Below are 26,953 nucleotides of genomic sequence, written 5' to 3' on the forward strand. Positions count from 1 at the left end.
CTAAACCAGGCAATGGTTCCCAAGGTGTCGGTGGTCGGCTACACTTGGGTTTTGCCTTAGCGAGTCGATTTCGCTGCATGTTCAAAGGATTTACCCGCTTTCTACAAGCTCCCGGTGAGCGCTTGAAGTCGCTTTTCAGCCCTCAGGATGCTGCCGGTCAGACACCCGCGCTGCGCGTGATTCCCCGCGATAACCACGACGTTTCCCGCAAGCTCTTCTCCGATGCCGCGCTGAAGGTTCTCTATCGCTTGCACAATGCAGGCTTCGAGGCGTACCTGGTCGGCGGCAGCATCCGGGATTCTCTGCTCGGCAAGACGCCCAAGGACTTCGACGTCGCCACCGATGCGACCCCCGAAGAGCTGCGCGATCTGTTCCGCAATTCGCGCATCATCGGGCGGCGCTTTCGCATCGTGCATGTGCGCTTCGGCCGCGAGGTGATCGAGGTCACCACCTTCCGCGGACGCCCTGGCGACGATCATGGCGGCCAGCAGTCACAGCAGTCCCAGGACGGCCTGCTGCTGCGTGACAACGTCTGGGGCAATGTCGAGGAAGACGCGCTGCGCCGGGACTTCACGGTCAATGCGCTCTACTACAACATTGCCGACTTCTCGATCCATGACTGGGCGAACGGCGTGCGCGACATCGAAGCGCGCACGCTGCGCCTGATCGGCGACCCGGCGACCCGCTACCGCGAAGACCCGGTGCGCATGCTGCGCGCAGTGCGCTTCGCCGCCAAGCTCGACTTCGACATGGATGCCGCCACCGAGGCGCCGATCCGCGAGCTGGCGCCGCTGCTGCTGCAGATCCCGCCGGCCCGGCTGTTCGACGAGATCCTCAAGCTGTTCCTGGCAGGTCACGCCCTGGACACCTTCCGTGCGCTGCGCCACCACGGTCTCTTCCCGATGCTCTTCCCGGAAGCCGACGAGGCACTTGAAGCCCTGCCCTGGGCCGAGCAGCTGATGGAGCGGGCGCTTGCGAACACCGATGATCGCATCCGCCGTGACCGGCCGGTGACACCGGCCTTCCTGATCGGCGCCCTGCTGTGGCCAGCCGTGACGCTTCGCCACCAGACGCTGATCGACGACGGCATGCCAGAGGTACCGGCACTGCATAGCGCCGCCCAGCAGGTGGTGGGCCGTCAGCTCAAGCATGTCTCGATCCCCAAGCGTTTCAGCATCCCGATGCGCGAAATCTGGGATCTGCAGATGCATCTACCCAAGCGCCACGGCAAGCGGGCCTTCCAGACTCTTGAGCACCCGCGCTTCCGCGCCGCCTACGACTTCCTGCTACTGCGCGAAGAAGCCGGTGAGATCGAGCCCGGCCTGGGCACCTGGTGGACTGCCTTCCAGGACGCCGACGAACACGAACAGCGCCGCCTGCTGCAGAAGCTAGGCAGCGACCCCGCCGGCAGCGGTGGCGGCAAGAAGCGCAAGCGCCGTCCGCGCAGGCGTCGGCGCAGCGCGGCACCTTCAACGTCGGACCAGCAGGACTGAGCGCATGCTGTCGCACGCCTATATCGGCCTTGGCAGCAACCTCGACGGCCCGCGCGATCACATCGAGCGGGCGCTTCGTGAGCTCGACGGCCTGAAGCTGACCCACCTGATAGCCGCGTCATCCTGTTACGCGAGTCGTCCGGTGGGTCCCCAGGACCAACCCGACTTCATCAATGCCGTGGCCCTCATCGAGACCCGGCTGTCGCCTCTCGCGTTACTCGATCAGTTGCAGGCCCTCGAACAGCGCCACGCCAGAGTGCGACGTCGCCACTGGGGGCCGCGCACCCTGGATCTCGACCTGCTGCTGTACAACGATCAGTGCCTGGACCACCCACGCCTGCGCCTGCCGCATCCCGAGATTGCCAATCGCGCCTTCGTGGTGGTGCCTCTTCACGAATTGGCACCGACCCTCGAGCTGCCGGGCCTGGGTTCTCTGGCAGTGCTCCCCGCCTGGCAGGACGCTGACGACTTGCGGGCACTGTTACCCCAAAGGTAGAGTTGCCCGACTTTTGTTACCATTCCACACTTCCAAGGGCTGACGGGGTAACACTTTGATGGCTCCAGCCCCGACGCCAGCCAGGCGACCGCGTGCCTTCAACGCGATCCCACGACGCTATCGACGAGACCGCAATACTATGAAAACCGTCACCTTGAGCACGCTTTCGGCCCACAAGCGGGCGGGGGAGACCTTCAGCTGCCTGACCGCCTACGACGCCTCCTTTGCCCGCGCCGCCAGCGACGCCGGGATCGAGGTGCTGCTGGTCGGTGATTCCCTGGGCATGGTGCTGCAGGGCCACAACAGCACCCTGCCGGTCACCCTCGACGACATCTGCTATCACACCCGCTGCGCGGTCCGCGGCAAGGGTGCCAGCCTGCTGATGGTCGACCTGCCCTTCATGAGCAACGCAAGCCTGCCGAAGCTGCTTGACGATGCCGGCGCACTGATGCGCGCGGGCGCTGAGCTGATCAAGGTCGAGGGCGAGGCCTGGATGGCCGACGGCATCCGTGAACTCACCCGACGCGGCGTGCCGGTGTGCGCACACCTGGGCCTCACACCGCAGTCGGTGCATCAGCTGGGCGGCTACAAGGTACAGGGCCGTGACACCGAGCGCGCCGAACAGATTCTCCATGACGCCAAGGCACTGCAAGACGCCGGCGCCTCGGTGATCCTGCTCGAATGCGTGCCGGCAAGCCTCGGCCGCGCGGTGCGCGATGCGCTGGAGGTGCCGGTGATCGGCATTGGCGCGGGTCCCGACGTCGATGGCCAGATTCTCGTCATGCACGACGTGCTGGGCATCACCCATGGCCGTACGCCGCGCTTCGTCAAGAACTTCATGACCGAGGCCGAGGACATCCAGGACGCCTTCCGCCGCTATCACGACGCCGTCAAGGCACGCCGCTTTCCGGCCGAGGAGCACAGCTTCTGATGGACACCCTGCATCACGTCCAGGCGCTGCGTGAGGCGCTGGCCGGCCCCAGGCGCGCAGGGCAACGCATCGCCCTGGTGCCGACCATGGGCAACCTGCATGCGGGCCACCTGGCACTGGTCGCCGAGGCGCGGGCGCGCGCCGACCTGGTCGTAGCCACGATCTTCGTCAACCCCCTGCAGTTCGGCCCCGACGAGGATCTGGACGCCTACCCGCGCACCCTCGCCGAGGATCAGGCCGGGCTCGCCGACGCCGGCTGCGACCTGCTGTTCGCGCCGTCGACCCGCGAGCTCTACCCCCAGGGCCTCGGCGTGCAGACCCGAGTCCGCGTCGCCGGGGTCAGCGAGGGGCTGTGCGGCGGCTCGCGACCGGGTCACTTCGACGGCGTAGCCACCGTGGTCAGCCTGCTCTTCAACCTGGTGCAGCCGGACCTTGCCTGCTTCGGCGAGAAGGACTATCAGCAGCTGGCGGTGATTCGCCAGCTGACTCACGACCTGCACTTTCCCATCGAGATCGTCGGCGTGCCGATCGTGCGCGCGGCCGATGGCCTGGCGCTTTCATCGCGCAACGGCTATCTGAGCGAAGAGGAGCGCACCCGGGCTCCCGGCCTTCACCTCACTCTTTGCGAGCTGCGCGAAGCGATCATCGCCGGCGCCTCAGTGGCCGATGCCTTCGCCGCCGCCCATGAACGCCTGATCACGCGCGGGTTCGTGCCCGACTATCTGGCGCTGCGCCGCGCCGACGATCTCGGCGAGGTTGACGCCGACACCCGAGACGCAGTGATTCTCGCCGCGGCCCAGTTGGGGCCGGCCCGCCTGATCGACAACCTGACCGTTAGCCTGTCGCATCGCGACGGATAAGGAAGCCAATCCGATGTACACCATCATGCTCAAGGCCAAGCTGCACATGGCCCGCGTCACCCACGCCGTGCTCAACTATGAAGGCTCCTGCGCCATCGACGGCGAGCTGCTCGACATGGCCGGCATTCGCGAAAACGAGCAGATCCAGATCTATAACGTCGAGGGCGGCCAGCGCTTCACCACCTACGCCATCCGCGCCGAGGAAGGCTCCAAGGTAATCTCGGTGAACGGTGCTGCGGCCCACCTCGCAAGCGTCGGTGACCGTGTGATCATCTGCAGCTATGCCCATTACGATGATCGCGAAGTGGAGCAGCACCAGCCGGCCCTGGTCTATCTGCAGGAAGGCAACGACGTCAGCCACACCAGCCATGCCATTCCCGTCCAGCTGGCCTGAGTCTAAGTCTGAACCTTAACCTGAAACATAGCGCCTGGTAGCTAACAGTAAACAACTCGCTCACCAAGCACCTCGCGCGCGGCCGGCACCTTTCTCCTCTCGCCGGCCGCTGCGCCCGCCATCCGCGAGGTCGCTCACCTCCTCTTCTCGACTTGCTCTTTGGTACCATTTAAGCGATTAGCCATTGTCGCGGCGCACAAGACTCTCCTATGCTTAAAGGTCACTAGCCCTTTTCGAGGAGTCTCTTTATGCAAGACGTGGTGATTGTCGCGGCCCGCCGCACTGCCGTTGGCACCTTCGGTGGTTCGCTCGCCGACATTCCTGCAAGCGAGCTGGGTGCCTTGGTCATCAAGGATATCCTCAAGCAGACCGGCGTCGCGGGTGATCAGGTCGACGAAGTACTGCTCGGCCAGGTCCTGACCGCCGGTGTCGGCCAGAACCCGGCGCGCCAGGCCGCCATCAAGGCCGGCCTGCCCGACGGCGTACCGGCCATGACCATCAACAAGGTCTGCGGCTCCGGCCTCAAGGCGCTGCATCTGGCGACGCAGGCGATCCGCTGTGGCGACGCCGAGCTGATCCTCGCCGGCGGCCAGGAAAACATGTCCGCGTCGCCCCACGTGCTGCCGCACTCACGCACCGGCCAGCGCATGGGCGACTGGAAGGCCATCGATACCATGGTCCATGACGGCCTGTGGGATGCCTTCAACGACTATCACATGGGCATCACTGCCGAGAATTTGGCCGAGAAGTACGGCATCACCCGCGAGGAGATGGACGCCTTCGCCGCTGCCTCCCAGCAGAAGGCCACCGCTGCCATCGAGGCCGGCAAGTTCAAGAGCCAGATCGTCCCGGTCGAGATTCCCCAGCGCAAGGGCGACCCGGTGGTCTTCGACACCGACGAAGGCCCGCGTCCGGGTGTGACCGCCGAGAAGCTTGGTGGCATGCGCCCGGCCTTCAAGAAGGACGGCACCGTGACCGCCGGCAACGCTTCCTCCATCAACGACGGCGCCGCAGTGGTCATGCTGTGCTCCGCCGAGAAGGCCAAGGCGCTGGGGCTCGAACCGCTGGCTCGCATCAAGGCCTACGCCAACGCCGGCGTCGACCCGGCGATCATGGGCATCGGCCCGGCGCCGGCAACCCGTCGCTGCCTCGACAAGGCGGGCTGGGCCATCGGCGAGCTGGACCTGATCGAGGCCAACGAGGCCTTCGCCGCCCAGGCGCTGTCGGTCAACAAGGAGCTTGGTTGGGATACCGACAAGATCAACGTCAACGGCGGCGCCATCGCCATCGGCCACCCGATCGGCGCCTCCGGCTGCCGCGTGCTGGTGACCTTGGTCCACGAGATGATTGCCCGCGACGCCAAGAAGGGCCTCGCGACGCTGTGCATCGGCGGCGGGCAGGGGGTGGCGCTCGCCATCGAGCGCTGAGCCCAAAAGGCCTGACCCACACTGCGACCTAAACGTCGCCAGCGCATAAAAAACGCCCCCGCAGCCAAGCTGCGGGGGCGTTGTCGTTGTGGCATCTGCCAAGGAGGGCCTAATCGGCGACCCTCTTAGTCAATAACCACCCGAGTCGACGGTCACCTTACTCGACGACTACCTCGGCGGCCTCGAAGGCGGCCTTCTCTTCCGGTGTGATCTCCTTGATGGAGAGCTTCACGCGGTTGCGGTTGTCGATGTCCAGCACCTTGACGATCACGTCGTCCCCTTCGTTGAGGAATTCACGCACGTCGTTGACCCGCTCGGGCACGATCTGGGAGATGTGCACCAGACCGTCGGTGCCCGGCATGATGTTGACGAAGGCGCCGAAGTCGGCGATGCGCACGACCTTGCCCTTGTAGAGCTTGCCGATCTCGGCTTCGGCGGTGATCGCGAGCACCGTGTCGATCGCTGCCTTGGCGGCCGTCTTGTCCTCGGCATAGATGCGCACTGTGCCGTCGTCGTCCAGATCGATGGAGGCGCCAGTGTCGTCGCAGATCTTGCGGATGGTGGCGCCGCCCTTGCCGATCACGTCGCGGATCTTGTCCGGGTTGATCTTGATGGTGGCCATCGACGGGGCGTTATCGGACACTTCGCTGCGGCTCTGACCGATCACCTGGTTCATCTGCTCGAGGATGGTCAGACGCGCGTCATGGGCCTGCTGCAGCGCCTGCTCCATGATCTCCTCGTTGATGCCCTCGATCTTGATGTCCATCTGCAGGGCGGTCACGCCTTCTGCGCTGCCGGCCACCTTGAAGTCCATGTCGCCGAGGTGGTCCTCGTCACCCAGGATGTCGGTCAGCACGGCGAAGCCGTCTTCATCCTTGACCAGGCCCATGGCGATGCCGGCCACCGGCGCCTTGAGAGGCACGCCAGCGTCCATCAGGGCCAGCGAGGTGCCACACACCGAGGCCATGGAGCTGGAGCCGTTGGACTCGGTGATCTCGGAGACCACGCGGATGGTATAGGGGAAGTCGTCATCGCTGGGCAGCATGGCCTGGACGCCGCGGCGTGCCAGACGACCGTGACCGATCTCGCGACGCTTGGGCCCGCCCATGAAGCCGGCTTCACCCACGCAGTACGGGGGGAAGTTGTAGTGCAGCAGGAAGCGATCCTTGCGCTCGCCTTCCAGTGATTCGATCAGCTGGGAGTCGCGCAGGGTGCCGAGGGTAGCCACCACCATGGCCTGGGTCTCGCCGCGGGTGAACAGCGCCGAGCCATGCGTCTTGGGCAGCATGCCCACCTCGATGTCCAGCGGACGCACGGTCTTCAGGTCGCGGCCGTCGATGCGCGGCTCGCCCTTGACCACCCGCGAGCGCACCACACGCTTCTCGAGCGCGGCGAAGGCCTTGGCAACCTCGTCGGCGTCGAAAGTGCCCTCTTCTTCACCAGCCAGCGCTTCGATGGCGGCGTCTTTGGCAGCACTCAGGGCATCCTGGCGAGCCATCTTGTCGGTGATGCGATAGGCTTCGCCGACCTTGGATTCGAAGTCCTTGGCCAGGGCTTCCTTGAGGGCGACATTCTCTTCAGCCGGCTGCCAGTCCCACTTCGGCTTGCCGGCTTCGGCGACCAGCTCGTTGATCGCAGTGATCGCGACCTGCATCTCCTGGTGGGCGAACAGCACCGCACCGAGCATCTCGTCTTCGAGCAGTTCCTTGGCTTCGGACTCGACCATCAGCACGGCCTTCGCGGTACCGGCGACAACCATGTTGAGTTCTGAGCGGGTCAGCTCTTCGACGGTCGGGTTGAGGAAGTAGCCCTTCTCCTCGTCGAAGCCGACGCGGGCGGCGCCGATCGGGCCGCTGAACGGCAGGCCGGAAATGGCCAGCGCCGCGGAGGTGCCGATCATGGCGGCGATATCCGGGTCCTGATTGCGATCGGCGGACATCACGTTACAGATGACCTGGACTTCGTTCATGAAGCCCTTGGGGAACAGCGGGCGGATCGGACGATCGATCAGGCGCGAGGTGAGGGTTTCCTTCTCGGTGGGACGCCCCTCACGCTTGAAGAAGCCGCCGGGGATCTTGCCCACGGCATAGGTCTTTTCCTGGTAGTGCACGGACAGCGGGAAGAAGTCCTGGCCAGGCTTGCGGGTCTTCTTGCCCACCACGGTGCACAGCACCACGGTATCGCCCATGGTGACCTGCACGGCACCAGTGGCCTGACGGGCGATGCGGCCCGTCTCGAGAGTCACGGTGCTGCGACCGTACTGGAATGTTTTCTTGACCGGGTTCACGGCGGCTTCCTTCAACTTGTCGAATTCACATTGGGTCTTTTTTGACACGTCGACCATTTTAGGAGGTCGTCGAGGCAAGGGCTACCAAGATCCCATAAAACAACAAGCAACCCCGTGGGGTTGCTTGTTCGAAGAACCCTGCGGCGCTGCCGCGGGTTCGGGAAGAATCCGTGGACCCTTCCCTGTCTGGCTACCGGCTGCCGCTTAGCGACGCAGGCCCAGGCGCTGGATCAGCGACTGGTAGCGCTCGAAGTCCTTGCGCTTCAGGTAGTCGAGCAGCTTACGACGCTGGTTGACCATACGGATCAGGCCACGACGGGAGTGGTGATCCTGCTTGTTGGTCTTGAAGTGATCCTGCAGGCCGTCGATGTTGGCGCTCAGCAGGGCCACCTGAACTTCGGGGGAACCGGTGTCATTTTCGACACGGCCGAATTCATTGACGATCTCGGCCTTCTTTTCAGCGGTCAGTGCCATCTGTTTCTCCAGTAAGCAATATGCCTGGTGATGAATGTCGGAGACCACGCATATTTGCAGTCTCCACGCCTACACCGCGCGGCAGGTTCCACGCGGTGCGGGTTGCTTTACGCATCGCCACCCGACTGGGCAGCGGCGGTATTCAACAAGCGACGGGGGGCAATTTCCCCCGCCGCCTTGACCGTGACCAGGCCCAGAAAGACCTCGCCACGATAGAGTCTGACGGTGTCATCAACGCCGAGCTCTCCGGTATCCACGCGGGCCTGCTGGCCGTGCTGGATCCGGGAGGCCGCCACGTCGTCGACCTCAAGGGCCGGCAGATGCGCCACCAGCACATCGATCGGCATCAGCAGGGCTTCCCGGGCGTCCTGATCGGCCAATGCCTCCAGAGCGTCCAGGGTATGCATGCCGTCACCGTCGAAGGGGCCGGTCTTGAGCCGACGCAGGGCCGTGATGTGGCCACCGCAGCCAAGCGCCTGGCCGATATCCTCGGCAAGCGTGCGGATATAGGTGCCTTTGCTGCACTGCACCCGCAGCTCGAAACCCTCGGCATCTGCCTCGAGCAGCCGGCTATCATAAACGCTCACGCGCCGGACTGCACGCTCGATTGTCTTGCCTTCCCGGGCCAGCTCATAGAGCTTGCGCCCCTCGTGCTTGAGCGCCGAATACATCGGCGGCACCTGGTCGATCTCGCCGCGAAAACGGGCAAGCACAGCCTCGATATCGGCCTCCTTCAAGGCCGGTATCGGAGCGCGCTCGACAATCTCGCCCTCGGCATCGCCGGTGTCGGTCACCTCGCCCAGCTTCACCCGGGTCTCGTAGACCTTGTCGGCCTCGAGCAGGAAGGAGCTGAACTTGGTGGCTTCGCCGAAGCAGATCGGCAGCAGACCGGTGGCCATCGGGTCCAGCGTGCCGGTGTGTCCGGCTTTCTGGGCCTGATAGAGCCGCCGGACGCGCTGCAGCACATGGTTGCTCGACGCGCCCTTGGGCTTGTCGAACAACAGCACTCCATCGACCGGCAGGCCGCGACGCTTTCGCGCCATCAGCGGCCGTCCTCGTCGCGGCTCTGATCGCCGTGGCTATCGGCGACATCGCCGTCATCGTCCTGTTCCTCGTGATGCTGGGCGCGATCGCTGGCGACCGCTTCCTCGATCAGCGAAGACAGCTGCTGGCCACGCACCACGCTCTCATCATAGTGAAAGCGCAGTTCTGGCACGTGACGCAGCTTGATGCGACGGGCGACCTGACTGCGCAGGAAGCCTGCGGCGCGCTTGAGCACCTTGAGGTTGTCCTTAACCCGCTCGGCGTCATTCTCGCCGAGCAGCGTGACATAGACGTCGGCATAGCCGAGGTCACGGCTGACCGTGACCCCGCTGACGGTGATCATGCCCAGGCGCGGGTCTTTGACCTCGCGCTGGATGAGTACCGCCAGCTCCTGCTGCAGCTGGTCGGCTACCCGATCGGTACGCTTGAACTCGCGCATGACCAGCTCTCCTCGGTCGGTTACAGGGTGCGTTCGACCTTGACCTGATCGAAGACCTCGATCTTGTCACCGGCCTGGACGTCGTTGTAGTTCTTGACGCCGATACCGCATTCCATGCCGTTGCGCACTTCGTTGACGTCATCCTTAAAGCGACGCAGGGATTCCAGCTCGCCTTCGTAGATGACCACGTTTTCGCGCAGCACACGGATCTTCTTGTTGCGGTGAACGGTGCCCTCGACCACCATGCAGCCGGCCACGGCGCCGATCTTCGGCGCGCGGAAGACGTCGCGAACCTCGGCCACGCCGACGATCTCTTCTTTCCAGTCCGGTGCCAGCATGCCGCTCATGGCCTGCTTGACCTCGTCGATCAGCTGGTAGATCACGCTGTAGTAGCGCAGATCCAGGCCTTCACGCTCGATGATCTCGCGGGCAGCGGCGTCGGCACGGACGTTGAAGCCGACCACGATGGCCTCACTGGCCAGCGCCAGGTTGGCGTCGGTACCGGTGATGCCGCCGACACCCGAGGACACCACGGCGACCTCGACTTCGTCGGTGGAGAGCTCTTCGAGAGCGCTCTTGATGGCTTCCAGCGAGCCCTGGACGTCGGCCTTGAGGACGATGTTGACCTTGGCGACCTCTTCCTTGCCCATCTGGCTGAACATGTTCTCCAGCTTGGCTTTCTGCTGGCGAGCCAGGCGCACTTCGCGGTACTTGCCCTGACGGAAGTTGGCGATCTCGCGGGCCTTCTTCTCGTCTTCGAGCACCATGAAGTCATCACCGGCATCCGGCGTGCCATCGAGACCCTGGATCTCGACCGGCATGGACGGACCGACCTCGTCGACCTGCTTGCCAAGCTCGTTGGTCAGGGCACGCACGCGGCCGTGGTGGAGGCCGGCGAGCACGATGTCGCCTTTCTTCAGAGTGCCGTTCTGGACCAGCACGGTCGCGACAGGGCCACGGCCCTTGTCGAGACGCGACTCGACCACGACGCCCTTGCCAGGCGCTTCCGGCACGGCCTTGAGCTCGAGCACTTCGGACACCAGCTGGATAGATTCCAGCAGGTCTTCGATGCCTTCACCAGACTTGGCAGAGACGTGGACGAACTGGGTGTCGCCGCCCCACTCTTCGGAGATGACGCCGTGCTGGGACAGCTCGTTCTTGACCCGGTCCGGATCAGCGCCCGCCTTGTCGATCTTGTTGACCGCCACGACCATCGGCACGCCGGCAGCCTTCGAGTGCTCGATCGCCTCGATGGTCTGCGGCATCACGCCGTCGTCTGCAGCGACCACCAGGATCACCACGTCGGTCGCCTTGGCACCACGAGCACGCATGGCGGTGAACGCCGCGTGGCCCGGGGTATCGAGGAAGGTCACGCCGCCGTGATCGTCCTCAACGTGATAGGCACCAATGTGCTGGGTAATGCCGCCGGCTTCACCGGTCGCCACCTTGGCACGACGCACGTAGTCGAGCAGCGAGGTCTTGCCGTGGTCGACGTGACCCATAACGGTGACCACCGGAGAGCGCGTAATCTCTTCGCCCTCGTAGGAGATGCTCTCGAGCACTTCGGTCTCAAGGGCATCGTCCTTGACCAGCTTGGGCTTGTGGCCCATTTCCTCGACCACGATTACCGCGGTCTCCTGGTCGATGGTCTGGTTGATGGTCACGGCCGCGCCCATGTTGAACATGGCCTTGATAACTTCGTTGGCCTTGATCGACATCTTGTCGGCAAGTTCGGCGACGCTGATCGATTCGGGAATCGACACTTCGCGCACGATCGGCTGCGTCGGCTTCTGGAAGCCGTGCTTGCCGCCGCCTTCACGACCGCCACGACGGCTGCCGCGACGCTCAGCGCGCTTGGCTTTCTTGCCGCCGCGACGGCGCTCTTCGCGATCGTCATCGTCACGCTCCTGACGACCCTTCTTGGCCTTGGCACCGGCCTTCTTGGGCGCCCGACGCGTATCGCCGCGGGGCTCCTTGGGTGGTGCGTTGACTTCGGGGGCAGCAGGCTCGGCAGTCTCGAGCTCCGGCACCGGAATCTCCGGCTCGGCCGCTGTCGCCTTGGCCGCTTCCTCTGCCTTGGCGGCTTCGGCGTTGGCCTTGGCGGCCTTGGCTTCTTCCGCCTCGCGGGCAGCTCGCTCGGCCTGGGAATCGGCCATGTCGCCGACCAGCTGGCGCGGTCCCGTTTCTTCGGTCTTGGGTTTCTCGGCCGGCTCTTCGTCGCGCTTCACGTAGGTGCGCTTCTTGCGGACCGAGACCTCAATGGACTTGCCACGATCACCGGAACGGATCCGGCTCTTGGTCTTGCGCGTCAGGGTGACGCGATTCTTGGCCCCGGCGTCGCTATCGCCGCCGTGGCTCTTGGTCAAATAGTCGAGCAGGCGCTTCTTGTCCGCTTCGGACACAGCGTCGCCCTCGGCCTTGTGCGGCAGGCCGGCTTCTTTCATCTGTTCTAGTAAGCGGGGCACTTCGCGCCCCACTTTTACGGCAAAATCTTTTACGGTCATGTCTGACATTAACGACCCTCCTGAGCCCGTGACCTGTTTACTGTTCGCTCTCGAACCAAGGCGCACGGGCAGTCATGATCAATGCCGCAGCGCGCTCCTCGTCCACGCCCTCGATGTCTTCAAGATCATCGACGGACTGCTCGGCAAGGTCCTCCATGGTGACAATGCCCCGGCTGGCCAGAATGAAGGCCAGGTGACGCTCCATCCCTTCCATCTCGAGCAGGTCGTCGGCGGGCTGGGCGCCGTCGAGCTGCTCTTCGGAAGCAATTGCCAGGTTCAACAGCTCATCTTTTGCGCGTGCACGCAGCTCCTCGACGAGATCCTCGTCGAATTCCTCGATCTCGAGCATTTCCTCGAGGGGCACGTAGGCAACTTCTTCCAGGGAAGTGAAGCCTTCTTCGACCATGATACGTGCCAGCTCCTCGTCGATCTCCAGGTGGTTGATGAAGAATTCCACCTGACTATCGATTTCCTGCTCGCGCTTACCCTCGGCCTCGTCCTCGGTCATCACGTTGAGTTTCCAGCCGGTCAGCTCTGAAGCGAGCCGCACGTTCTGGCCACTGCGACCGATGGCCTGGGCGAGATTGTCCTCGGCGACGGCGACATCCATGGCATGGCTGTCCTCATCGACGAGAATCGAGGCGACATCCGCCGGCGCCATGGCGTTGATCACCAGCTGCGCGGGGTTGTCGTCCCAAAGAATGATATCCACACGTTCGTTCTGCAGCTCGGTGGACACCGCCTGCACTCGCGAACCGCGCATGCCGACGCAGGCACCGACCGGGTCGATGCGGCGGTCATTGGTCTTGACCGCGATCTTGGCCCGCGAACCGGGGTCCCGCGCCGCGCCCTTGATCTCGATGAGCTGCTCGGCAATTTCCGGCACCTCGATCTTGAACAGCTCGATGATCAGTTCCGGGCAGGTCCGCGACAGGATCAACTGGGCGCCACGCGCCTCGGCGTCGACCTTGACCAGCAGCGCACGCACCCGCTCGTTCATGCGGTAGCGCTCGCCCGGGATCATCTCATTACGCGGCAGGAACGCCTCGGCGTTGTCGCCCAGATCGATGATCAGCCCTTCACGTGTCGTCTTCTTGACAATGCCGGCCACCAGCTCGCCTTCGCGATCGGTATACTGGCGCACCACTTCGGCGCGCTCGGCCTCACGGACCTTCTGCACGATCACTTGCTTGGCGGTCTGCGCCGCGATGCGACCGAAGGTGGCATTCTCGATGCGCTCCTCGACCACGTCGCCCTCGGTCAGCGGCGGATCACGACGCTCGGCGAAGGACTGCTTGATCTCGGCGTCCGGGTTCTCGAACTCGTCGTCCTCGATCACCACCCAGCGACGGAAGGTATCGTAGTCGCCGGTTGCACGATCGATTGCCACCCGCACGTTGACTTCCTGACCGTCGAACCGCTTGCGCGATGCACTGGCCAGCGCCGCTTCTACGGCTTCGAAGATGACGTCACGGGGCACGCCCTTCTCATTCGAGATCGCGTCAACGACCATCAAAATCTCTTTGCTCATGCCTTTGCCTCGCCAGAAAACCTGTCCTTATGCATCGACCTCAATCCTCGAACTGGGGCACGACACGCGCCTGATCGATGCTGTCGATGGGAAAGCAGTACTCCTCGCCTTCAACCTGCAACAACACTTCGTCCTCTTCGATACCGGCCAGCAGTCCCTGGAACTTGCGCCGACCGTCGAAGGGTGTGCGCAGCTTGATGGCCACCACATGCCCCTTGAAGCGTTCGAAATGATCGAGGGTGAACAACGGCCGGTCCATGCCCGGGGACGACACCTCAAGCCGGTACTCGCCGGCGATAGGGTCCTCGACATCCATGACCGCACTGATCTGGCGGCTGATATCGGCACAGTCGTCGACGGTCACGCCGTTGGGGCCATCGATATAGATCACCAGGCGGGAGTGTTTGCCCTGGGACAGGTAGTCGAGTCCCCAGAGCTCGAAGCCCATGGCGGAGGCCACCGGCTCGATTAACGCGTATAGCGCAGCGTCCTTGATTGCCACAGACGAAGACTCCTACAGCCGTTGCGTCAGGCACCTGGCCGGGAGATAAAGAGGAAGCGAGGTGGCTGATTGGCGTGTTACCAGCGAAGGCTGGTAACAGGGGAACGGCTAACAGATGAGCTACTAACAAAAAGCCCCTTCACTGGAAGGGGCCTTTCACAAGAATCCTTATATCCCATTTGGCGTCTCTTGACGGCCTAAATGGTAGCGGGGACCGGATTTGAACCGATGACCTTCGGGTTATGAGCCCGACGAGCTACCAGACTGCTCCACCCCGCATCACAGGTCGGCGATATTACCTGCCACTCTGGCTCACGTCAAGAACTCTTACCTTGCCGTGGAAGTGACAATCGCCTGAATGCCAATCTTGCTACTGAAGGCCTCGGCATAACAAGGCGTTCCAGATGGTGCCGAAGGCGGGACTTGAACCCGCACGACCGTAAGGTCACTACCCCCTCAAGATAGCGTGTCTACCAATTCCACCACTTCGGCATCAGGGGAGCACTAATTGAGGCCGGCTTAGCTGCCGCTCTCCTCTAGCACTGGCGCTGTATTATCCATATCGGATGAGGAGTCGTCAAGCGTTGGCACGTTGTTTTGCTGCTCCACAACTTTGGCGTCCGGAATGCCGGTTTCAGGCGCCTGGCCTGCCTGGGAGGCAAAGTAGGCAAGCGTCAGGGACGTGGCAAAGAAACCCGCCGCCAGCAGCGCCGTGAACTTTGACAGGAAACCGCCGCTGCCGCGGGACCCGAACACGGTCTGCGAGGCACCGCCGCCGAAGGAGGCGCCGGCATCGGCGCCCTTGCCCTGCTGCAGCAGGACGAGAACGACCAAGGCGATGGCGATCGCCACGTGGATCATGAGAAAGGCAACTTGCATGGGGTTCAACCTGCTGACTGGCAAATGGCTAGAAAATCGTCGACCTGGAGAGAGGCTCCCCCCACCAGGCCGCCGTCGATGTCCGGCTGCGCGAGCAGCTCGGCGGCGTTGGCAGCCTTCATGCTGCCGCCGTACAACAGACGCAGGCCCTCGGCCAGCGTCGGATCATAGGTCGCAAGATGCGCACGAAGCGCCGCATGCACCTGCTGAGCCTGTTCGGGCGTCGCGGTGCGCCCGGTACCGATGGCCCAGACCGGCTCGTAGGCGACGACCAGCCGAGACCGTTCGTCCGCAGCGAGAGCGTCGAAGACCGCCGCCAGCTGCCCGAGCACCACCGCCTCGGTACGGCCGGCATCTCGCTCTTCGAGGGTCTCACCGACGCACAGCACCGGCGTTAGTTCGGCGGCGAGGGCCGCCTTGACCCTTGCCAGCACCTCGGCATCGTCTTCAGCGAACAGCTCGCGCCGTTCGGAGTGACCGACCAGCACGTAGCGGGCCCCGCAATCGCTGAGCATGCTAGCGCTGACTTCGCCCGTGAAGGCGCCACTCGGCTGGTGATAGAGCGTCTGACCGCCCAGCGCCACCGGCAATTCGGCAAACGCCTGATGCGCGGCATGCAGATAGGGCGCCGGCAACATCAGTGCCACGTCGGCCGTCGCGGAAACGCCGCGCGCTGCAAGGGCGCGAGCGAAGCTATCGACCAGCGCCAACGAGCCATTCATCTTCCAATTACCGGCAATCAGCGGAGTACGCATAGACGGTCCTCTTTCAAGGTGGTGCGAAATGGTATAGGAGCGCTCATAGCATGACAACCAGCACACCACAAGGCATGCCGGCCATCAGCGGGTGTGACTCAGTCGACCAGCGATTCGACCTCGCCGGCCAGGCGCCTGGCCAGGCCGTCCACATCGAGATGAGGCCGCCCCTCGACCATCACCCGAATCAGTGGCTCGGTGCCGGAAGGGCGCAGCAGCACACGCCCCTCATTGCCGAGCTCAGCCTCGACGCTTGCGACGGCCTTCTTCAGCGACTCGCTATCCATCAGCGCGCCGCGATCGGTGGCGGCATTAAGGCGCACATTGACCAGGGCCTGAGGCGCCTTTTCGAAACCGCCCAGCAATTTGGCAAGCGTCTGGCCCTCGCGGACCATGATCGCCAGCACCTGAAGCGCCGAGACGATGCCGTCGCCGGTGGTCTGGATGTGGCCACAGACGATGTGCCCGGAGGACTCACCGCCCAGCTGCCAGCCGTTGGCCACCAGGCGCTCGATCACATAGCGGTCGCCGACCTTGGCGCGCTCGAAGGGTATGCCCAGCGCTTCAAGGGCCGCGGCGAGGCCAAAGTTGGACATCAGCGTGCCGACCACCCCGCCGCCCAGCTCACCGCGAGCATGACGGTCGCGGGCGATCAGGAACAGGATGTCGTCGCCGTCGAGTTCGCGGCCGTCGGCATCGACCAGCAGCACCCGGTCGCCGTCGCCGTCGAAGGCGACACCCAGGTCGGCGCCCCGTGAGATCACCGCTGCCCGCAGGCTGGCCGGGTGCGTCGAGCCGACCTCATGATTGATATTGAGACCGTCGGGGCTAGCACCGACCACGCTGACCTCGGCGCCGAGCTCGCGAAAGACACTGGGTGCGATGTGATAGGTCGCACCGTGGGCGCAATCGAGGACGATTTTCAAGCCATGCAGACTGACCCGATCGGGCACCGTCGACTTGCAGAACTCGATGTAGCGACCCGGCGCATCGTCGATTCGCACGGCCTTACCGAGCCGATCCGGCGCCACAGTGGTCAACGGCGCCTCGAGCATCTCCTCAATGCGCTCTTCGATCGCATCGGGGAGCTTGGCGCCTTCGGCGGAGAAGAACTTGATGCCGTTATCCTCGAAGGGATTGTGCGACGCGGAGATCACGATCCCGGCATGCGCCCGGAAGGTGCGGGTCAGATAGGCAATGGCCGGCGTCGGCATCGGCCCCAGCAGCGAGACATCGACACCGGCCGCCGACAGACCCGACTCGAGTGCCGACTCGAACATATAGCCGGAAATCCGGGTGTCCTTGCCAATCAGCACCTTGGTCCGCCCTTCACGGGCCAGCACGCGCCCCACGGCCCAGCCGAGCTTGAGCATGAAATCAGGAGTGATCGGGTAATCGCCCACGGTGCCGCGGATACCGTCGGTACCAAAATAACGTCTGCTCATGGGGTAAACCCCTCCTCCATCACGGCCCAGGTCATGTTCACGGCATCCACACTGGGCCCCACATCGTGGACACGCAGAATCCGTGCGCCGCGCTCGACGGCTAGTGCCGCCAGCGCCAGGCTGCCCGGCAGGCGCTCTTCCACCGGGCGCTCGAGCACCTTGCCGATCATGCTCTTGCGCGACATGCCGGCGAGAATCGGCAGCCCCAGATCCTTGAGGCCCGCCAGGCGGTTGAGCAGGCGCAGGTTGTGCTCGACGCTCTTGCCAAAGCCGAAGCCCGGATCGAGGATCAAGCGTTCGCGCCGCAAGCCCGCCGCCTCGCAGGCGCGGATGCGCTCCTCGAGAAAGACCTTAACGACCTCTTCCACCGGCTGCTCATAGCCCGGGGCTCGCTGCATGGTGTCAGGCTCGCCGACCATATGCATCAGGCACACCGGCAAGCCGCTATGTGCGGCCGCCCCTAACGCGCCTTCACGGCGCAGGCCCCTCACGTCGTTGAGCATGCCCGCCCCCAGCGCGGCGGTCTCGCGCATGACCTCGGGGGCACTGGTGTCGACCGATACCAGGGCATCAAGCTCGCGCACCAAGCGCTCTACCACCGGGGCGACCCGATCGAGCTCTTGCTGAGGCGAAACCTCGACCGCTCCCGGCCGGGTCGATTCGCCGCCCACGTCGATGATCGCCGCGCCCTCGGCCAGCATGCGCTCGGCATGGCGCAGCGCATCGTCGATGGCCGCGTGCTGGCCACCGTCGGAGAAAGAATCCGGTGTCACGTTGAGGATCCCCATCACGCGGGGAAAGGAAATATCCAGGCGATGCCGGCCGCACTGCAGCGCACTGGCGCCTTGTCCGTCATTCATGGCTTGCTTGATCCTGCTGACTGGCAATTGGCCCCGCACGGGGGATGCTGGTGCGCATGATACCCAATAAACGCGAGAGGCGCCCACTAGGGGCGCCTCGCGTCTTGCTGGGATGCCCTGCCTTAATGGCCGGCGGGGCCACCCAGGGGGTCAGAGGGACGGCGACGCGGCTCGTCATCGTCCTCATCGGCGTCAGACGAGGTGTCCTTGTCGTCTTCTTTGCCGCTGGACTGATCGTCTGCGCTGGGCGCGCCGCCGATCGGCGAACCGCTGCCGCCGTCATCATCCCAATCCTTGGGCGGGCGCGGCGGGCGACCGTCCATGATGTCGGCGAGCTGGTCGGCGTCGATGGTCTCGAACTGCATCAGCGCTTCGGCCATGGCATCCAGCTTGTCGCGGTTGTCCTCGAGGATCTGCTTGGCTTGTGCATAGCAGCCATCGATGATGCGACGCACCTCGTGATCAAGCTTGGTGGTGGTATCGCCGGACTTGAACTTGCCGCCGCCCTGGCCACCGCCGCCGAGGAACTGATGCGACTCATCCTCGTCGTACATGATCGGCCCCATCTCCTCGGACAGGCCCCACTTGGCCACCATGTTGTGGGCCAGCTCGGTGGCACGCTTGATGTCGTTGGAGGCGCCGGTGGTGACACCATTCGGACCCAGCGTCATTTCCTCGGCCAGCCGGCCGCCGAACAGCGAACAGATCTGACTGATGATCTGCTGACGGGACAGGCTATAACGGTCTTCCTCGGGGAGGAACATGGTCACGCCCAGCGCCCGGCCACGGGGAATGATGGTGACCTTGTAGACCGGATCGTGCTCGGGCATCACCAAACCGATGATGGCATGGCCGGACTCGTGGTAAGCGGTGTTGAGCTTTTCCTTGTCGGTCATGACCATCGACTTGCGCTCGGAGCCCATCATGATCTTGTCTTTGGCAAGATCGAGCTCTTCCATGCCCACCAAGCGCTTGTTGCGACGCGCGGCGAACAGGGCTGCCTCGTTGACCAGGTTGGCCAGGTCAGCGCCGGAGAAACCGGGAGTACCGCGGGCGATCAGCGACGGCTTGACGTCATCCGCCAGCGGCACCTTGCGCAGGTGGACGCCGAGGATATGCTCGCGGCCGCGGATGTCCGGCAGGCCGACAGTCACCTGACGGTCGAAGCGGCCCGGACGCAGCAGCGCCGGGTCGAGCACGTCGGGACGGTTGGTGGCGGCGATGACGATGACGCCTTCGTTGGCCTCGAAGCCGTCCATCTCGACCAGCAGCTGGTTCAGCGTCTGCTCGCGCTCATCATTGCCGCCGCCCATGCCGGCGCCACGCGAGCGGCCCACGGCATCGATTTCATCGATGAAGATGATGCAGGGTGCCTGCTTCTTGGCCTGCTCGAACATGTCACGCACGCGGGACGCACCGACACCCACGAACATCTCGACGAAGTCGGAGCCAGAGATCGAGAAGAACGGCACCTTGGCCTCACCGGAAATGGACTTGGCGAGCAACGTCTTACCGGTACCCGGCGGGCCCACCATCAGCACGCCGCGGGGAATGGTGCCCCCCAGGCGCTGGAACTTGGACGGGTCACGCAGGAAGTCGACCAGTTCTTCGACCTCCTCCTTGGCCTCGTCGCAGCCGGCGACATCGGCGAAAGTGGTCTTGATCTGATCCTGGGAGAGCAGCTTGGCCTTGGACTTGCCAAAGCTCATCGGCCCACCCTTGCCGCCGGCACCGCCCTGCATCTGACGCATGAAGAACAGGAAGATGGCAAGGATGATCAGGATCGGGAAGCTGGCGATCAAGAGCCGCGTCCACAGGCTCTGCTCTTCGGGCTTCTTGCCGACCACGGTGACATCGTTGGCCAACAGATCATCCATCAGTTTGGGGTCTTGCGCAGACGGCCGAATGGTCTGGAAATCCGACCCGTCGGTGCGCTCACCGGTGATGGTATAGCCATCGATGGTGACCGTGCGGACCTGCTGGTTCTGCACCTGCTGGACGAACTGAGAGTAGTTCATCGTCTGCGGTGAGTTCTCGACACTGAAGTTGTTGAACACCGTCAGCAGCACCGCCGCGATGACCAACCACAGGATCAGGTTCTTCGCCATATCATTCAAGGGAATACCCTCATTGCTGAAATCAAACTGCCAACGTGGTTATGCATTCGACACTACAGGAGCCCAGCGCGTTCAACCACCCGACGCCAGCGTCGATCAGCATCGCACACTCGACAGTACGTGTCCGTACATGAGAACCATAGCCAATCGCTATGAAGGGCGACGGCACCCTGCCCTCGCCCAAGCGGTGCAACCCTAAAGGGGATCAGCCGCGAAAACCGTCCGCCAGCAGGTAGACTTCCCGAGAACGCGCCCGGGAGGCCTCCGGCTTGCGGGTCATGACCTTGGTGAAGCTGCCGCGCAATTCCTTGAGGTAGGCATCGAAGCCCTCGCCCTGGAAGACCTTGGCCAGGAACCGACCGCCAGGTGACAGCGTCTGGCGAGCCAGATCAAGGGCCAGCTCGACCAGATACATCGCCTGAGGCTGATCGATCGCGGCCATACCACTCATATTGGGGGCCATGTCAGACATAACAAGGTCTACGCGCCGCTCGCCGAGGGTTTCGAGGATTGCCTCAAGCACCGAATCCTCGGTGAAATCGCCCTGGTGGAAGGTAACGTCGGCCAGGGCATCCATCTCGAGGATGTCGGAAGCGATCACCAGACCGCGCTCACCGACCTTTTCGGCGGCGACCTGACTCCAACCGCCGGGGGCCGCCCCCAGGTCAATGACCGTCATGCCTGGCTTGAAAAGCTTGTCCTTGGCATCCAGCTCGAGCAGCTTATAGCTCGCCCGGCTGCGATAGCCATCCTGCCAGGAGCGTTGCACGTACTGGTCGTCGAAGTGTTCTTTGAGCCAGTTACCGCTGGTCTTGCTGGCCTGGCCACCACGTGACCCGGCACTCTTGGAGCTGGTGGAGCGTGCCACGTCATCACCTGAAATGCTTGGGGAATCGAATAACTAGAGGGGACCGGTCGCTTGGCTTTCGCGGAGACAGTGTTTTCGCAAAGACCAACGTTTTCGCAAAGGCCAACGCTTTCGCAAAGACCAACTTCCACGTACCATGGCCTGTTCAGTACAATCTGTCAGCACAACCGGAACGATCAAGATATCATGAGCTTGTCACAGGCACAAAAGAAAGCACTGCGCAGCATCGGCCATCACCTCAACCCGGTCGTGACCGTCTCCGAGAACGGCATCTCTGAGGGCGTGCTGGCGGAACTCGACCGCGCCCTGGGCGACCATGAGCTGATCAAGGTCAAGCTTGCCATCCCCGAGCGCGACGACCGCGCCGCCGTCATCGATGAGCTGACCAAGGCCTCTCGCGCCATCAACGTGCAGAGCATCGGCAAGATGGTGCTGCTCTATCGCGCCAACCCCAAGGCCAACCCGAAGCTCTCCAACATCAAGCGCTTCGAGGAACATCACGGCCGTCGCTAGACCAGGGCCCGGCGGGCGCTTCTCGCCCAACGCCGCATAAAAAAGCCCGCGACAGTGTCGCGGGCTTTTTGTGGCTGTTCCCTGGCTCTCTTGGTGACGGGCTCTGGTGACGGGCTCTGGTGACGAGCCTTGCTGACCGGCCTCTCGTGACCGGTTTGAGGCCTGGCCCCTGTGCCGAGGGGCCGCCCCAGAGCTCACGATCAGGTCCTGAGATCAGAGGTGTTCGACGCTACCGATCTCGTACTCGACCTCTCCGCCGGGGGTCTTGACCACCACCACGTCGCTTTCCTCCTTGCCGATCAGGGCACGGGCGATCGGGGATGTGACCGAGATCTTGCCAGACTTGATGTCGGCTTCGTCCTCGCCAACGATCCGATAGCGCACTTCCTCGTCGTTATCCAGATTGATCAGCTCGACGGTCACGCCGAAGATCACCTTGCCGGTCTTGGGCAGCTTGGTGACGTCGATCACCTGAGAGCTCGAGAGCTTGCCCTCGATCTCCTGGATGCGACCTTCGATAAATCCCTGCTGCTCACGAGCGGCATGGTATTCGGCGTTTTCCTTGAGATCGCCGTGTTCACGGGCCTCGGCGATGGCGGCGATCACCTGGGGGCGCTCCACGCTCTTGAGCTGTTCAAGCTCTTGTCGCAGGCTCTGCTCGCCGGCCACGGTCATCGGGACCTTGTTCATTGTGTCGCTCCTGCATGCAGTTCCTGAAGCCGCCGCACCGTGATCTGATTGCCGTACTCAAGCGCCAGACAAACGGCCCGCGCCCCCGCCAACGTAGTGGCGTAGGGAACCTTGCGGGCGAGAGCGGTGCGGCGGATGACCGAGGAGTCGGTGATGGCTTGGCGCCCCTCGGTGGTATTGACGATGTAGGCCACCTCGTCGTTCTTGAGCATGTCGACGATGTGTGGCCTGCCTTCATTGACCTTGTTGACGGACTCGACGGCAATACCCGCGGCCTCGAGGGCGCGTGCAGTGCCGCGGGTAGCGCAAAGGGTAAAGCCTAATTCTATCAAAGAATGGGCCACCTCGATAACGCCCTCCTTGTCGGGCTCGCGGACCGACAGGAAGGCCTTGCGCTCGCCGGTCAGGCGCGGAATCGCCTCGCCGGCGCCCAACTGCGCCTTGTAGAAGGCTTCGGCAAAGGTCTCGCCCGAGCCCATCACCTCACCGGTAGACTTCATCTCCGGTGCCAGGATCGGATCGACCCCCGGGAACTTGTTGAAGGGGAAGACCGCCTCCTTGACGCTGTAGAAGTGCGGCACGATCTCGCGGGTAAAGTCCTGAGAGGCCAGGGTCTGGCCGGCCATGCAGCGCGCCGCGACCTGGGCAAGCGAGGTACCGATGCACTTCGACACGAAGGGCACGGTGCGTGAGGCCCGCGGATTGACCTCGATGACGTAGATCTCGCCGTCCTGCCAGGCGAGCTGAACGTTCATCAGGCCCACCACGTTGAGCTCCACCGCCATGCGCTTGATCTGGTCGCGCATCTCATCCTGCACATCGGCCGGCAGCGAATACGGCGGCAGCGCACAGGCGGAGTCACCGGAGTGCACGCCGGCCTGTTCGATGTGCTGCATGATGCCGCCGATCACCACCTGCTCGCCGTCGCTGACCGCATCCACGTCGACCTCGATGGCCGCCTTGAGGAAGTGATCCAGCAGCACCGGCGAGTCGTTGGAGACCTTGACCGCATGGGTCATGTAGCGCTCGAGCTCGCTTGCCGAGTAGACGATTTCCATGGCCCGTCCACCCAGCACGTAGGAGGGGCGCACCACCAGCGGGTAGCCGATGGCCTCGGCCTTGGCGAAGGCCTCCTCGAAGCTTCTGGCGGTGGCGTTGGGCGGCTGCTTGAGGCCCAGCTTGTCGATCATCTGCTGGAAGCGCTCACGGTCCTCGGCGCGGTCGATGGCGTCCGGGGTGGTACCGATGATCGGCACGCCGGCGGCCTCCAGGGCACGCGCCAGCTTGAGCGGGGTCTGACCGCCGAACTGCACGATCACGCCCTCCGGGCGCTCCTTGTCGGCGATCTCCAGCACATCCTCGAGGGTCACCGGCTCGAAGTAGAGACGATCGGAGATATCGTAGTCGGTGGACACGGTCTCCGGGTTGCAGTTGACCATGATGGTCTCGTAACCATCCTCGCGCATGGCGAGTGCCGCGTGGACGCAGCAGTAGTCGAACTCGATGCCCTGGCCGATGCGGTTGGGCCCACCGCCCAGCACCATGATCTTCTTCTTGTCGCTGACCTCGGCCTCGCACTCTTCCTCGTAGGTGGAGTACATGTAGGCGGTGTCGGAGGCGAACTCGGCGGCGCAGGTGTCGACGCGCTTGTAGACCGGGCGCACGTCATGGCCATGGCGCGCCTTGCGGAACTCGCCCTCGGACACCCCGAGCAGGGCCGCCAAGCGGGCGTCACTAAAGCCCTTGCGCTTGAGCACAAAGATCTCGCGGCCACTCAAGTCGGACAGCGAGCGGCGCTTGAGGTCTTCCTCGAGACGAATCAGGTCCTCGATCTGCACCAGGTACCAGCGGTCGACGTTGGTGAGCGCGAAGATCTCGTCAACGGAGAGGCCGGCGCGCATGGCGTCGGCGATGTAAAAGATGCGCTCGGCGCCGGCGGCCTGCAGCTCGCCCTTGAGGTGCGCCATGCTCTCCGGCGAATAGTCGTCGACCACCGGATCGAGACCGTCCTTGCCAGTCTCCATGCCGCGCAGCGCCTTCTGCAGCGATTCCTGGAAGGTACGGCCGATCGCCATCACCTCGCCCACCGACTTCATCTGGGTGGTCAGACGATCGTTGGCCTGCGGGAACTTCTCGAAGGTGAAGCGCGGAATCTTGGTCACGACGTAGTCGATGGCCGGCTCGAAGGACGCCGGCGTGCGACCGCCGGTGATGTCGTTGTTGAGCTCATCGAGGGTGTAGCCGACCGCCAGCTTGGCGGCGATCTTGGCGATCGGGAAGCCGGTGGCCTTGGAGGCCAGCGCCGAGGAGCGCGACACCCGCGGATTCATCTCGATCACCACCATGCGTCCGGTATCCGGGTCGACGCCAAACTGCACGTTGGAGCCGCCGGTCTCGACGCCGATCTCGCGCAGCACCGCAAGCGATGCGTCGCGCATGATCTGGTATTCCTTGTCGGTCAGCGTCTGGGCCGGAGCCACGGTGATCGAATCGCCGGTGTGCACGCCCATCGGGTCGAAGTTCTCGATGGCGCAGACGATGATGCAGTTGTCGTGCTTGTCGCGCACGACCTCCATCTCGTACTCCTTCCAACCGAGCAGCGACTCGTCGATCAGGAGCTCATGATTGGTGGAAAGCTCGAAGCCGCGGTCGCAGATTTCCTCGAACTCTTCCTTGTTGTAGGCCACGCCACCACCGGAGCCGCCCATGGTGAAGGACGGGCGGATGATGGTCGGGAAGCCAAGCTCGGCCTGAATCTCCCAGGCCTCATCCATCGAGTGCGCGACCTTGGCCTTGGGGCACTCCAGGCCGATCTTCTTCATCGCCTGGTCGAAGCGATCACGATCTTCGGCCTTGTCGATGGTGTCGGCATTGGCGCCGATCATCTCCACGCCGTACTTCTCGAGCACGCCGTGCTTGTCGAGCTCCAGGGCGCAGTTCAGGGCGGTCTGGCCACCCATGGTCGGCAGCACCGCGTCGGGGCGCTCGGCCTCGATGATCTTCTCCACCGTTTCCCAGGTGATCGGCTCGATGTAGGTGGCATCGGCCATCACCGGGTCGGTCATGATGGTCGCCGGGTTGGAGTTGACCAGGATGACCCGGTAGCCCTCCTCGCGCAGGGCCTTGCAGGCCTGGGCGCCGGAGTAGTCGAATTCGCAGGCCTGGCCGATGACGATCGGGCCAGCACCAATGATCAGGATGCTCTGGATATCGGTACGCTTGGGCATGACGTTTCCCGCAAAAAAAAGGTGACAGACGACGGCGCGATCGAGCAGGGACCGCCTAGCGGCGGGCCTGCATCAGGGCAACGAACTTGTCGAACAGCGGCGCGACATCGCGCGGGCCGGGGCTCGCTTCGGGGTGACCCTGGAAGCTGAACGCCGGACGGTCGGTGCGCTCGATGCCCTGCAGCGAGCCATCGAACAGCGAGCGATGGGTGGCGCGCAGCGTGGCCGGCAGGCTCGCCTCGTCGGCGGCAAAGCCGTGGTTCTGGCTGGTGATCATCACCTGCCCGGTTTCCAGGTCCTGGACCGGATGGTTGGCGCCGTGGTGGCCAAACTTCATCTTGGCGGTCTTGGCGCCGCTGGCCAGCGCCAGCAGCTGATGGCCCAGGCAGATGCCGAACACCGGAAGCTCGGTGTCGACAATCTCGCGGATCGCAGTGATTGCATAGTCGCAGGGCTCGGGGTCACCCGGGCCGTTGGCCAGGAAGACGCCATCCGGGTTGAGCGCCAGCACCTCGGCGGCCGGGGTCTGGGCCGGCACCACGGTCAGGCGACAGCCACGAGAGGCCAGCATGCGCAGAATGTTGCGCTTGACGCCGAAGTCGTAGGCGACCACATGGAAGGGACGCTCGTGGGTGGAGGTATCGGCGTAACCCTGACCCAGGGTCCACTCGCCTTCGCTCCACTCATAGGGGCTCTGACAGGACACCACCTTGGCCAGATCCATGCCCTTGAGGCCCGGGAAAGCCTTGGCCGCGGCCAGGGCACGCTCGACGGCGTCATCGCCCTCGGCATCCGCGCCGGCCAGGATGGCGCCATTCTGGGCCCCCTTGTCACGCAGGATGCGGGTCAGCCGACGCGTATCGATGTCGGCGATGCCGAGCACGTTCTGGCTTCTCAGGTAGTCATCGAGGCGCTGCTCGCTGCGAAAGTTGCTGGCCAGCAGCGGCAGATCGCGAATCACCAGACCGGCGGCGGCGATGGCGCCGGATTCGACGTCTTCTGAGTTGATGCCGGTGTTGCCGATGTGGGGATAGGTGAGGGTGACGATCTGTCGGGTGTAGGAGGGGTCGGTGAGAATTTCTTGGTAACCGGTCATGGCGGTATTGAACACCACTTCACCGCTGGTTTGCCCATCGGCGCCGATCGCAGTGCCGTGGAAAACGCTGCCATCTTCCAAGGCCAATATCGCGGGTTTGTTCAACGCAACTTCCTCCCAT

At 63.9% G+C, this 26,953-nt stretch carries 23 protein-coding genes and 2 tRNA genes; 7 read left to right on the forward strand and 18 right to left on the reverse strand.

Annotated features, from left to right (window positions below; all coding sequences use genetic code 11):
- Positions 1-77 precede the first annotated feature (77 nt).
- The 6 genes from pcnB (at position 78) to Q2K57_RS06390 (ending at position 5,601) form a co-directional block, all read left to right on the forward strand.
- On the forward strand, positions 78-1,493 hold the full coding sequence (gene pcnB, locus Q2K57_RS06365; protein ID WP_112055901.1) for a polynucleotide adenylyltransferase PcnB: 1,416 nt from the start codon (positions 78-80) through the stop codon (positions 1,491-1,493).
- A gap of 4 nt (positions 1,494-1,497) precedes the next feature.
- Entirely contained in the window at positions 1,498-1,989 is a 492-nt protein-coding gene (folK, locus tag Q2K57_RS06370) for a 2-amino-4-hydroxy-6-hydroxymethyldihydropteridine diphosphokinase (RefSeq protein WP_112055902.1), read from the forward strand.
- A gap of 139 nt (positions 1,990-2,128) precedes the next feature.
- Positions 2,129-2,920, forward strand: a complete 792-nt coding sequence (panB, locus tag Q2K57_RS06375; protein WP_112055903.1) for a 3-methyl-2-oxobutanoate hydroxymethyltransferase — start codon at positions 2,129-2,131, stop codon at positions 2,918-2,920.
- On the forward strand, positions 2,920-3,780 hold the full coding sequence (panC, locus tag Q2K57_RS06380) for a pantoate--beta-alanine ligase (protein ID WP_112055904.1): 861 nt from the start codon (positions 2,920-2,922) through the stop codon (positions 3,778-3,780). The genes panB and panC overlap by 1 nt, the downstream gene beginning before the upstream one ends.
- A 13-nt stretch (positions 3,781-3,793) precedes the next feature.
- The gene (gene panD / locus Q2K57_RS06385; RefSeq protein ID WP_112055905.1) at positions 3,794-4,174 is read left to right on the forward strand and encodes an aspartate 1-decarboxylase; all 381 of its coding nucleotides are present in this window, start codon (positions 3,794-3,796) and stop codon (positions 4,172-4,174) included.
- Between the two features lie 248 nt (positions 4,175-4,422).
- A complete protein-coding gene (locus tag Q2K57_RS06390; RefSeq protein ID WP_112055906.1) occupies positions 4,423-5,601 on the forward strand; it encodes an acetyl-CoA C-acetyltransferase in 1,179 nt (392 codons plus the stop codon).
- A gap of 157 nt (positions 5,602-5,758) precedes the next feature.
- Here the strand turns inward: Q2K57_RS06390 and pnp are convergent, their stop codons facing one another.
- The 15 genes from pnp to rlmE form a co-directional block, all read right to left on the reverse strand.
- Positions 5,759-7,888 carry a polyribonucleotide nucleotidyltransferase gene (pnp, locus tag Q2K57_RS06395; RefSeq protein WP_304526661.1) on the reverse strand — a complete coding sequence of 710 codons (2,130 nt, stop codon included), beginning with the start codon at positions 7,886-7,888 and terminating at the stop codon, positions 5,759-5,761.
- 204 nt (positions 7,889-8,092) lie between these two features.
- Positions 8,093-8,362, reverse strand: a complete 270-nt coding sequence (gene rpsO, locus Q2K57_RS06400; RefSeq protein ID WP_112055908.1) for a 30S ribosomal protein S15 — start codon at positions 8,360-8,362, stop codon at positions 8,093-8,095.
- A gap of 107 nt (positions 8,363-8,469) precedes the next feature.
- Positions 8,470-9,405 carry a tRNA pseudouridine(55) synthase TruB gene (gene truB / locus Q2K57_RS06405; RefSeq protein ID WP_112055909.1) on the reverse strand — a complete coding sequence of 312 codons (936 nt, stop codon included), beginning with the start codon at positions 9,403-9,405 and terminating at the stop codon, positions 8,470-8,472.
- Complete coding sequence (gene rbfA, locus Q2K57_RS06410) at positions 9,405-9,845, reverse strand: 30S ribosome-binding factor RbfA (RefSeq protein ID WP_112055910.1); 441 nt, start codon at positions 9,843-9,845, stop codon at positions 9,405-9,407. The genes truB and rbfA overlap by 1 nt, the downstream gene beginning before the upstream one ends.
- Positions 9,846-9,865: 20 nt before the next feature.
- Positions 9,866-12,358: a translation initiation factor IF-2 gene (infB, locus tag Q2K57_RS06415; protein ID WP_112055911.1), complete on the reverse strand. Its 2,493-nt coding sequence runs from the start codon at positions 12,356-12,358 to the stop codon at positions 9,866-9,868.
- Positions 12,359-12,386: 28 nt separating this feature from the next.
- The gene (nusA, locus tag Q2K57_RS06420; protein ID WP_112055912.1) at positions 12,387-13,880 is read right to left on the reverse strand and encodes a transcription termination factor NusA; all 1,494 of its coding nucleotides are present in this window, start codon (positions 13,878-13,880) and stop codon (positions 12,387-12,389) included.
- A gap of 40 nt (positions 13,881-13,920) precedes the next feature.
- Positions 13,921-14,382, reverse strand: a complete 462-nt coding sequence (gene rimP, locus Q2K57_RS06425; protein ID WP_112055913.1) for a ribosome maturation factor RimP — start codon at positions 14,380-14,382, stop codon at positions 13,921-13,923.
- Positions 14,383-14,584: 202 nt separating this feature from the next.
- Positions 14,585-14,661, reverse strand: a tRNA-Met gene (locus Q2K57_RS06430).
- Between the two features lie 126 nt (positions 14,662-14,787).
- Positions 14,788-14,874 (reverse strand) — tRNA-Leu (locus Q2K57_RS06435).
- A 27-nt stretch (positions 14,875-14,901) separates the two neighbouring features.
- Positions 14,902-15,261, reverse strand: a complete 360-nt coding sequence (gene secG, locus Q2K57_RS06440) for a preprotein translocase subunit SecG (RefSeq protein WP_112055914.1) — start codon at positions 15,259-15,261, stop codon at positions 14,902-14,904.
- Between the two features lie 5 nt (positions 15,262-15,266).
- Positions 15,267-16,016: a triose-phosphate isomerase gene (tpiA, locus tag Q2K57_RS06445; RefSeq protein WP_112055915.1), complete on the reverse strand. Its 750-nt coding sequence runs from the start codon at positions 16,014-16,016 to the stop codon at positions 15,267-15,269.
- A gap of 98 nt (positions 16,017-16,114) precedes the next feature.
- The gene (gene glmM, locus Q2K57_RS06450; RefSeq protein ID WP_112055916.1) at positions 16,115-17,461 is read right to left on the reverse strand and encodes a phosphoglucosamine mutase; all 1,347 of its coding nucleotides are present in this window, start codon (positions 17,459-17,461) and stop codon (positions 16,115-16,117) included.
- Positions 17,458-18,321: a dihydropteroate synthase gene (folP, locus tag Q2K57_RS06455; RefSeq protein ID WP_181463109.1), complete on the reverse strand. Its 864-nt coding sequence runs from the start codon at positions 18,319-18,321 to the stop codon at positions 17,458-17,460. Before folP ends, glmM begins: the two co-directional genes overlap by 4 nt.
- 122 nt (positions 18,322-18,443) lie before the next feature.
- Positions 18,444-20,438 carry an ATP-dependent zinc metalloprotease FtsH gene (gene ftsH, locus Q2K57_RS06460; protein WP_112055917.1) on the reverse strand — a complete coding sequence of 665 codons (1,995 nt, stop codon included), beginning with the start codon at positions 20,436-20,438 and terminating at the stop codon, positions 18,444-18,446.
- A 205-nt stretch (positions 20,439-20,643) separates the two neighbouring features.
- Positions 20,644-21,306, reverse strand: coding sequence for a 23S rRNA (uridine(2552)-2'-O)-methyltransferase RlmE (gene rlmE, locus Q2K57_RS06465; protein WP_112055918.1), 663 nt, complete (start codon positions 21,304-21,306; stop codon positions 20,644-20,646).
- A gap of 186 nt (positions 21,307-21,492) precedes the next feature.
- Between rlmE and yhbY the strand changes: the two genes are divergently transcribed.
- Positions 21,493-21,819 (forward strand): ribosome assembly RNA-binding protein YhbY, encoded by a 327-nt coding sequence (gene yhbY / locus Q2K57_RS06470; RefSeq protein ID WP_112055919.1) that lies wholly within the window; start codon positions 21,493-21,495, stop codon positions 21,817-21,819.
- A 213-nt stretch (positions 21,820-22,032) separates the two neighbouring features.
- Here the strand turns inward: yhbY and greA are convergent, their stop codons facing one another.
- Genes greA through carA form a run of 3 tightly spaced genes read right to left on the reverse strand, consistent with a single transcriptional unit; the run spans position 22,033 to position 26,937 of the window.
- Positions 22,033-22,509: a transcription elongation factor GreA gene (greA, locus tag Q2K57_RS06475; RefSeq protein ID WP_112055920.1), complete on the reverse strand. Its 477-nt coding sequence runs from the start codon at positions 22,507-22,509 to the stop codon at positions 22,033-22,035.
- A complete protein-coding gene (gene carB / locus Q2K57_RS06480) occupies positions 22,506-25,736 on the reverse strand; it encodes a carbamoyl-phosphate synthase large subunit (RefSeq protein WP_304526385.1) in 3,231 nt (1,076 codons plus the stop codon). The genes greA and carB overlap by 4 nt, the downstream gene beginning before the upstream one ends.
- A gap of 55 nt (positions 25,737-25,791) precedes the next feature.
- A complete protein-coding gene (carA, locus tag Q2K57_RS06485) occupies positions 25,792-26,937 on the reverse strand; it encodes a glutamine-hydrolyzing carbamoyl-phosphate synthase small subunit (RefSeq protein ID WP_112055922.1) in 1,146 nt (381 codons plus the stop codon).
- Between the last annotated feature and the right edge of the window lie 16 nt (positions 26,938-26,953).

Source organism: Halomonas sp. I5-271120 (assembly GCF_030553075.1).
In the GTDB taxonomy this organism is placed as follows: domain Bacteria; phylum Pseudomonadota; class Gammaproteobacteria; order Pseudomonadales; family Halomonadaceae; genus Onishia; species Onishia taeanensis_A.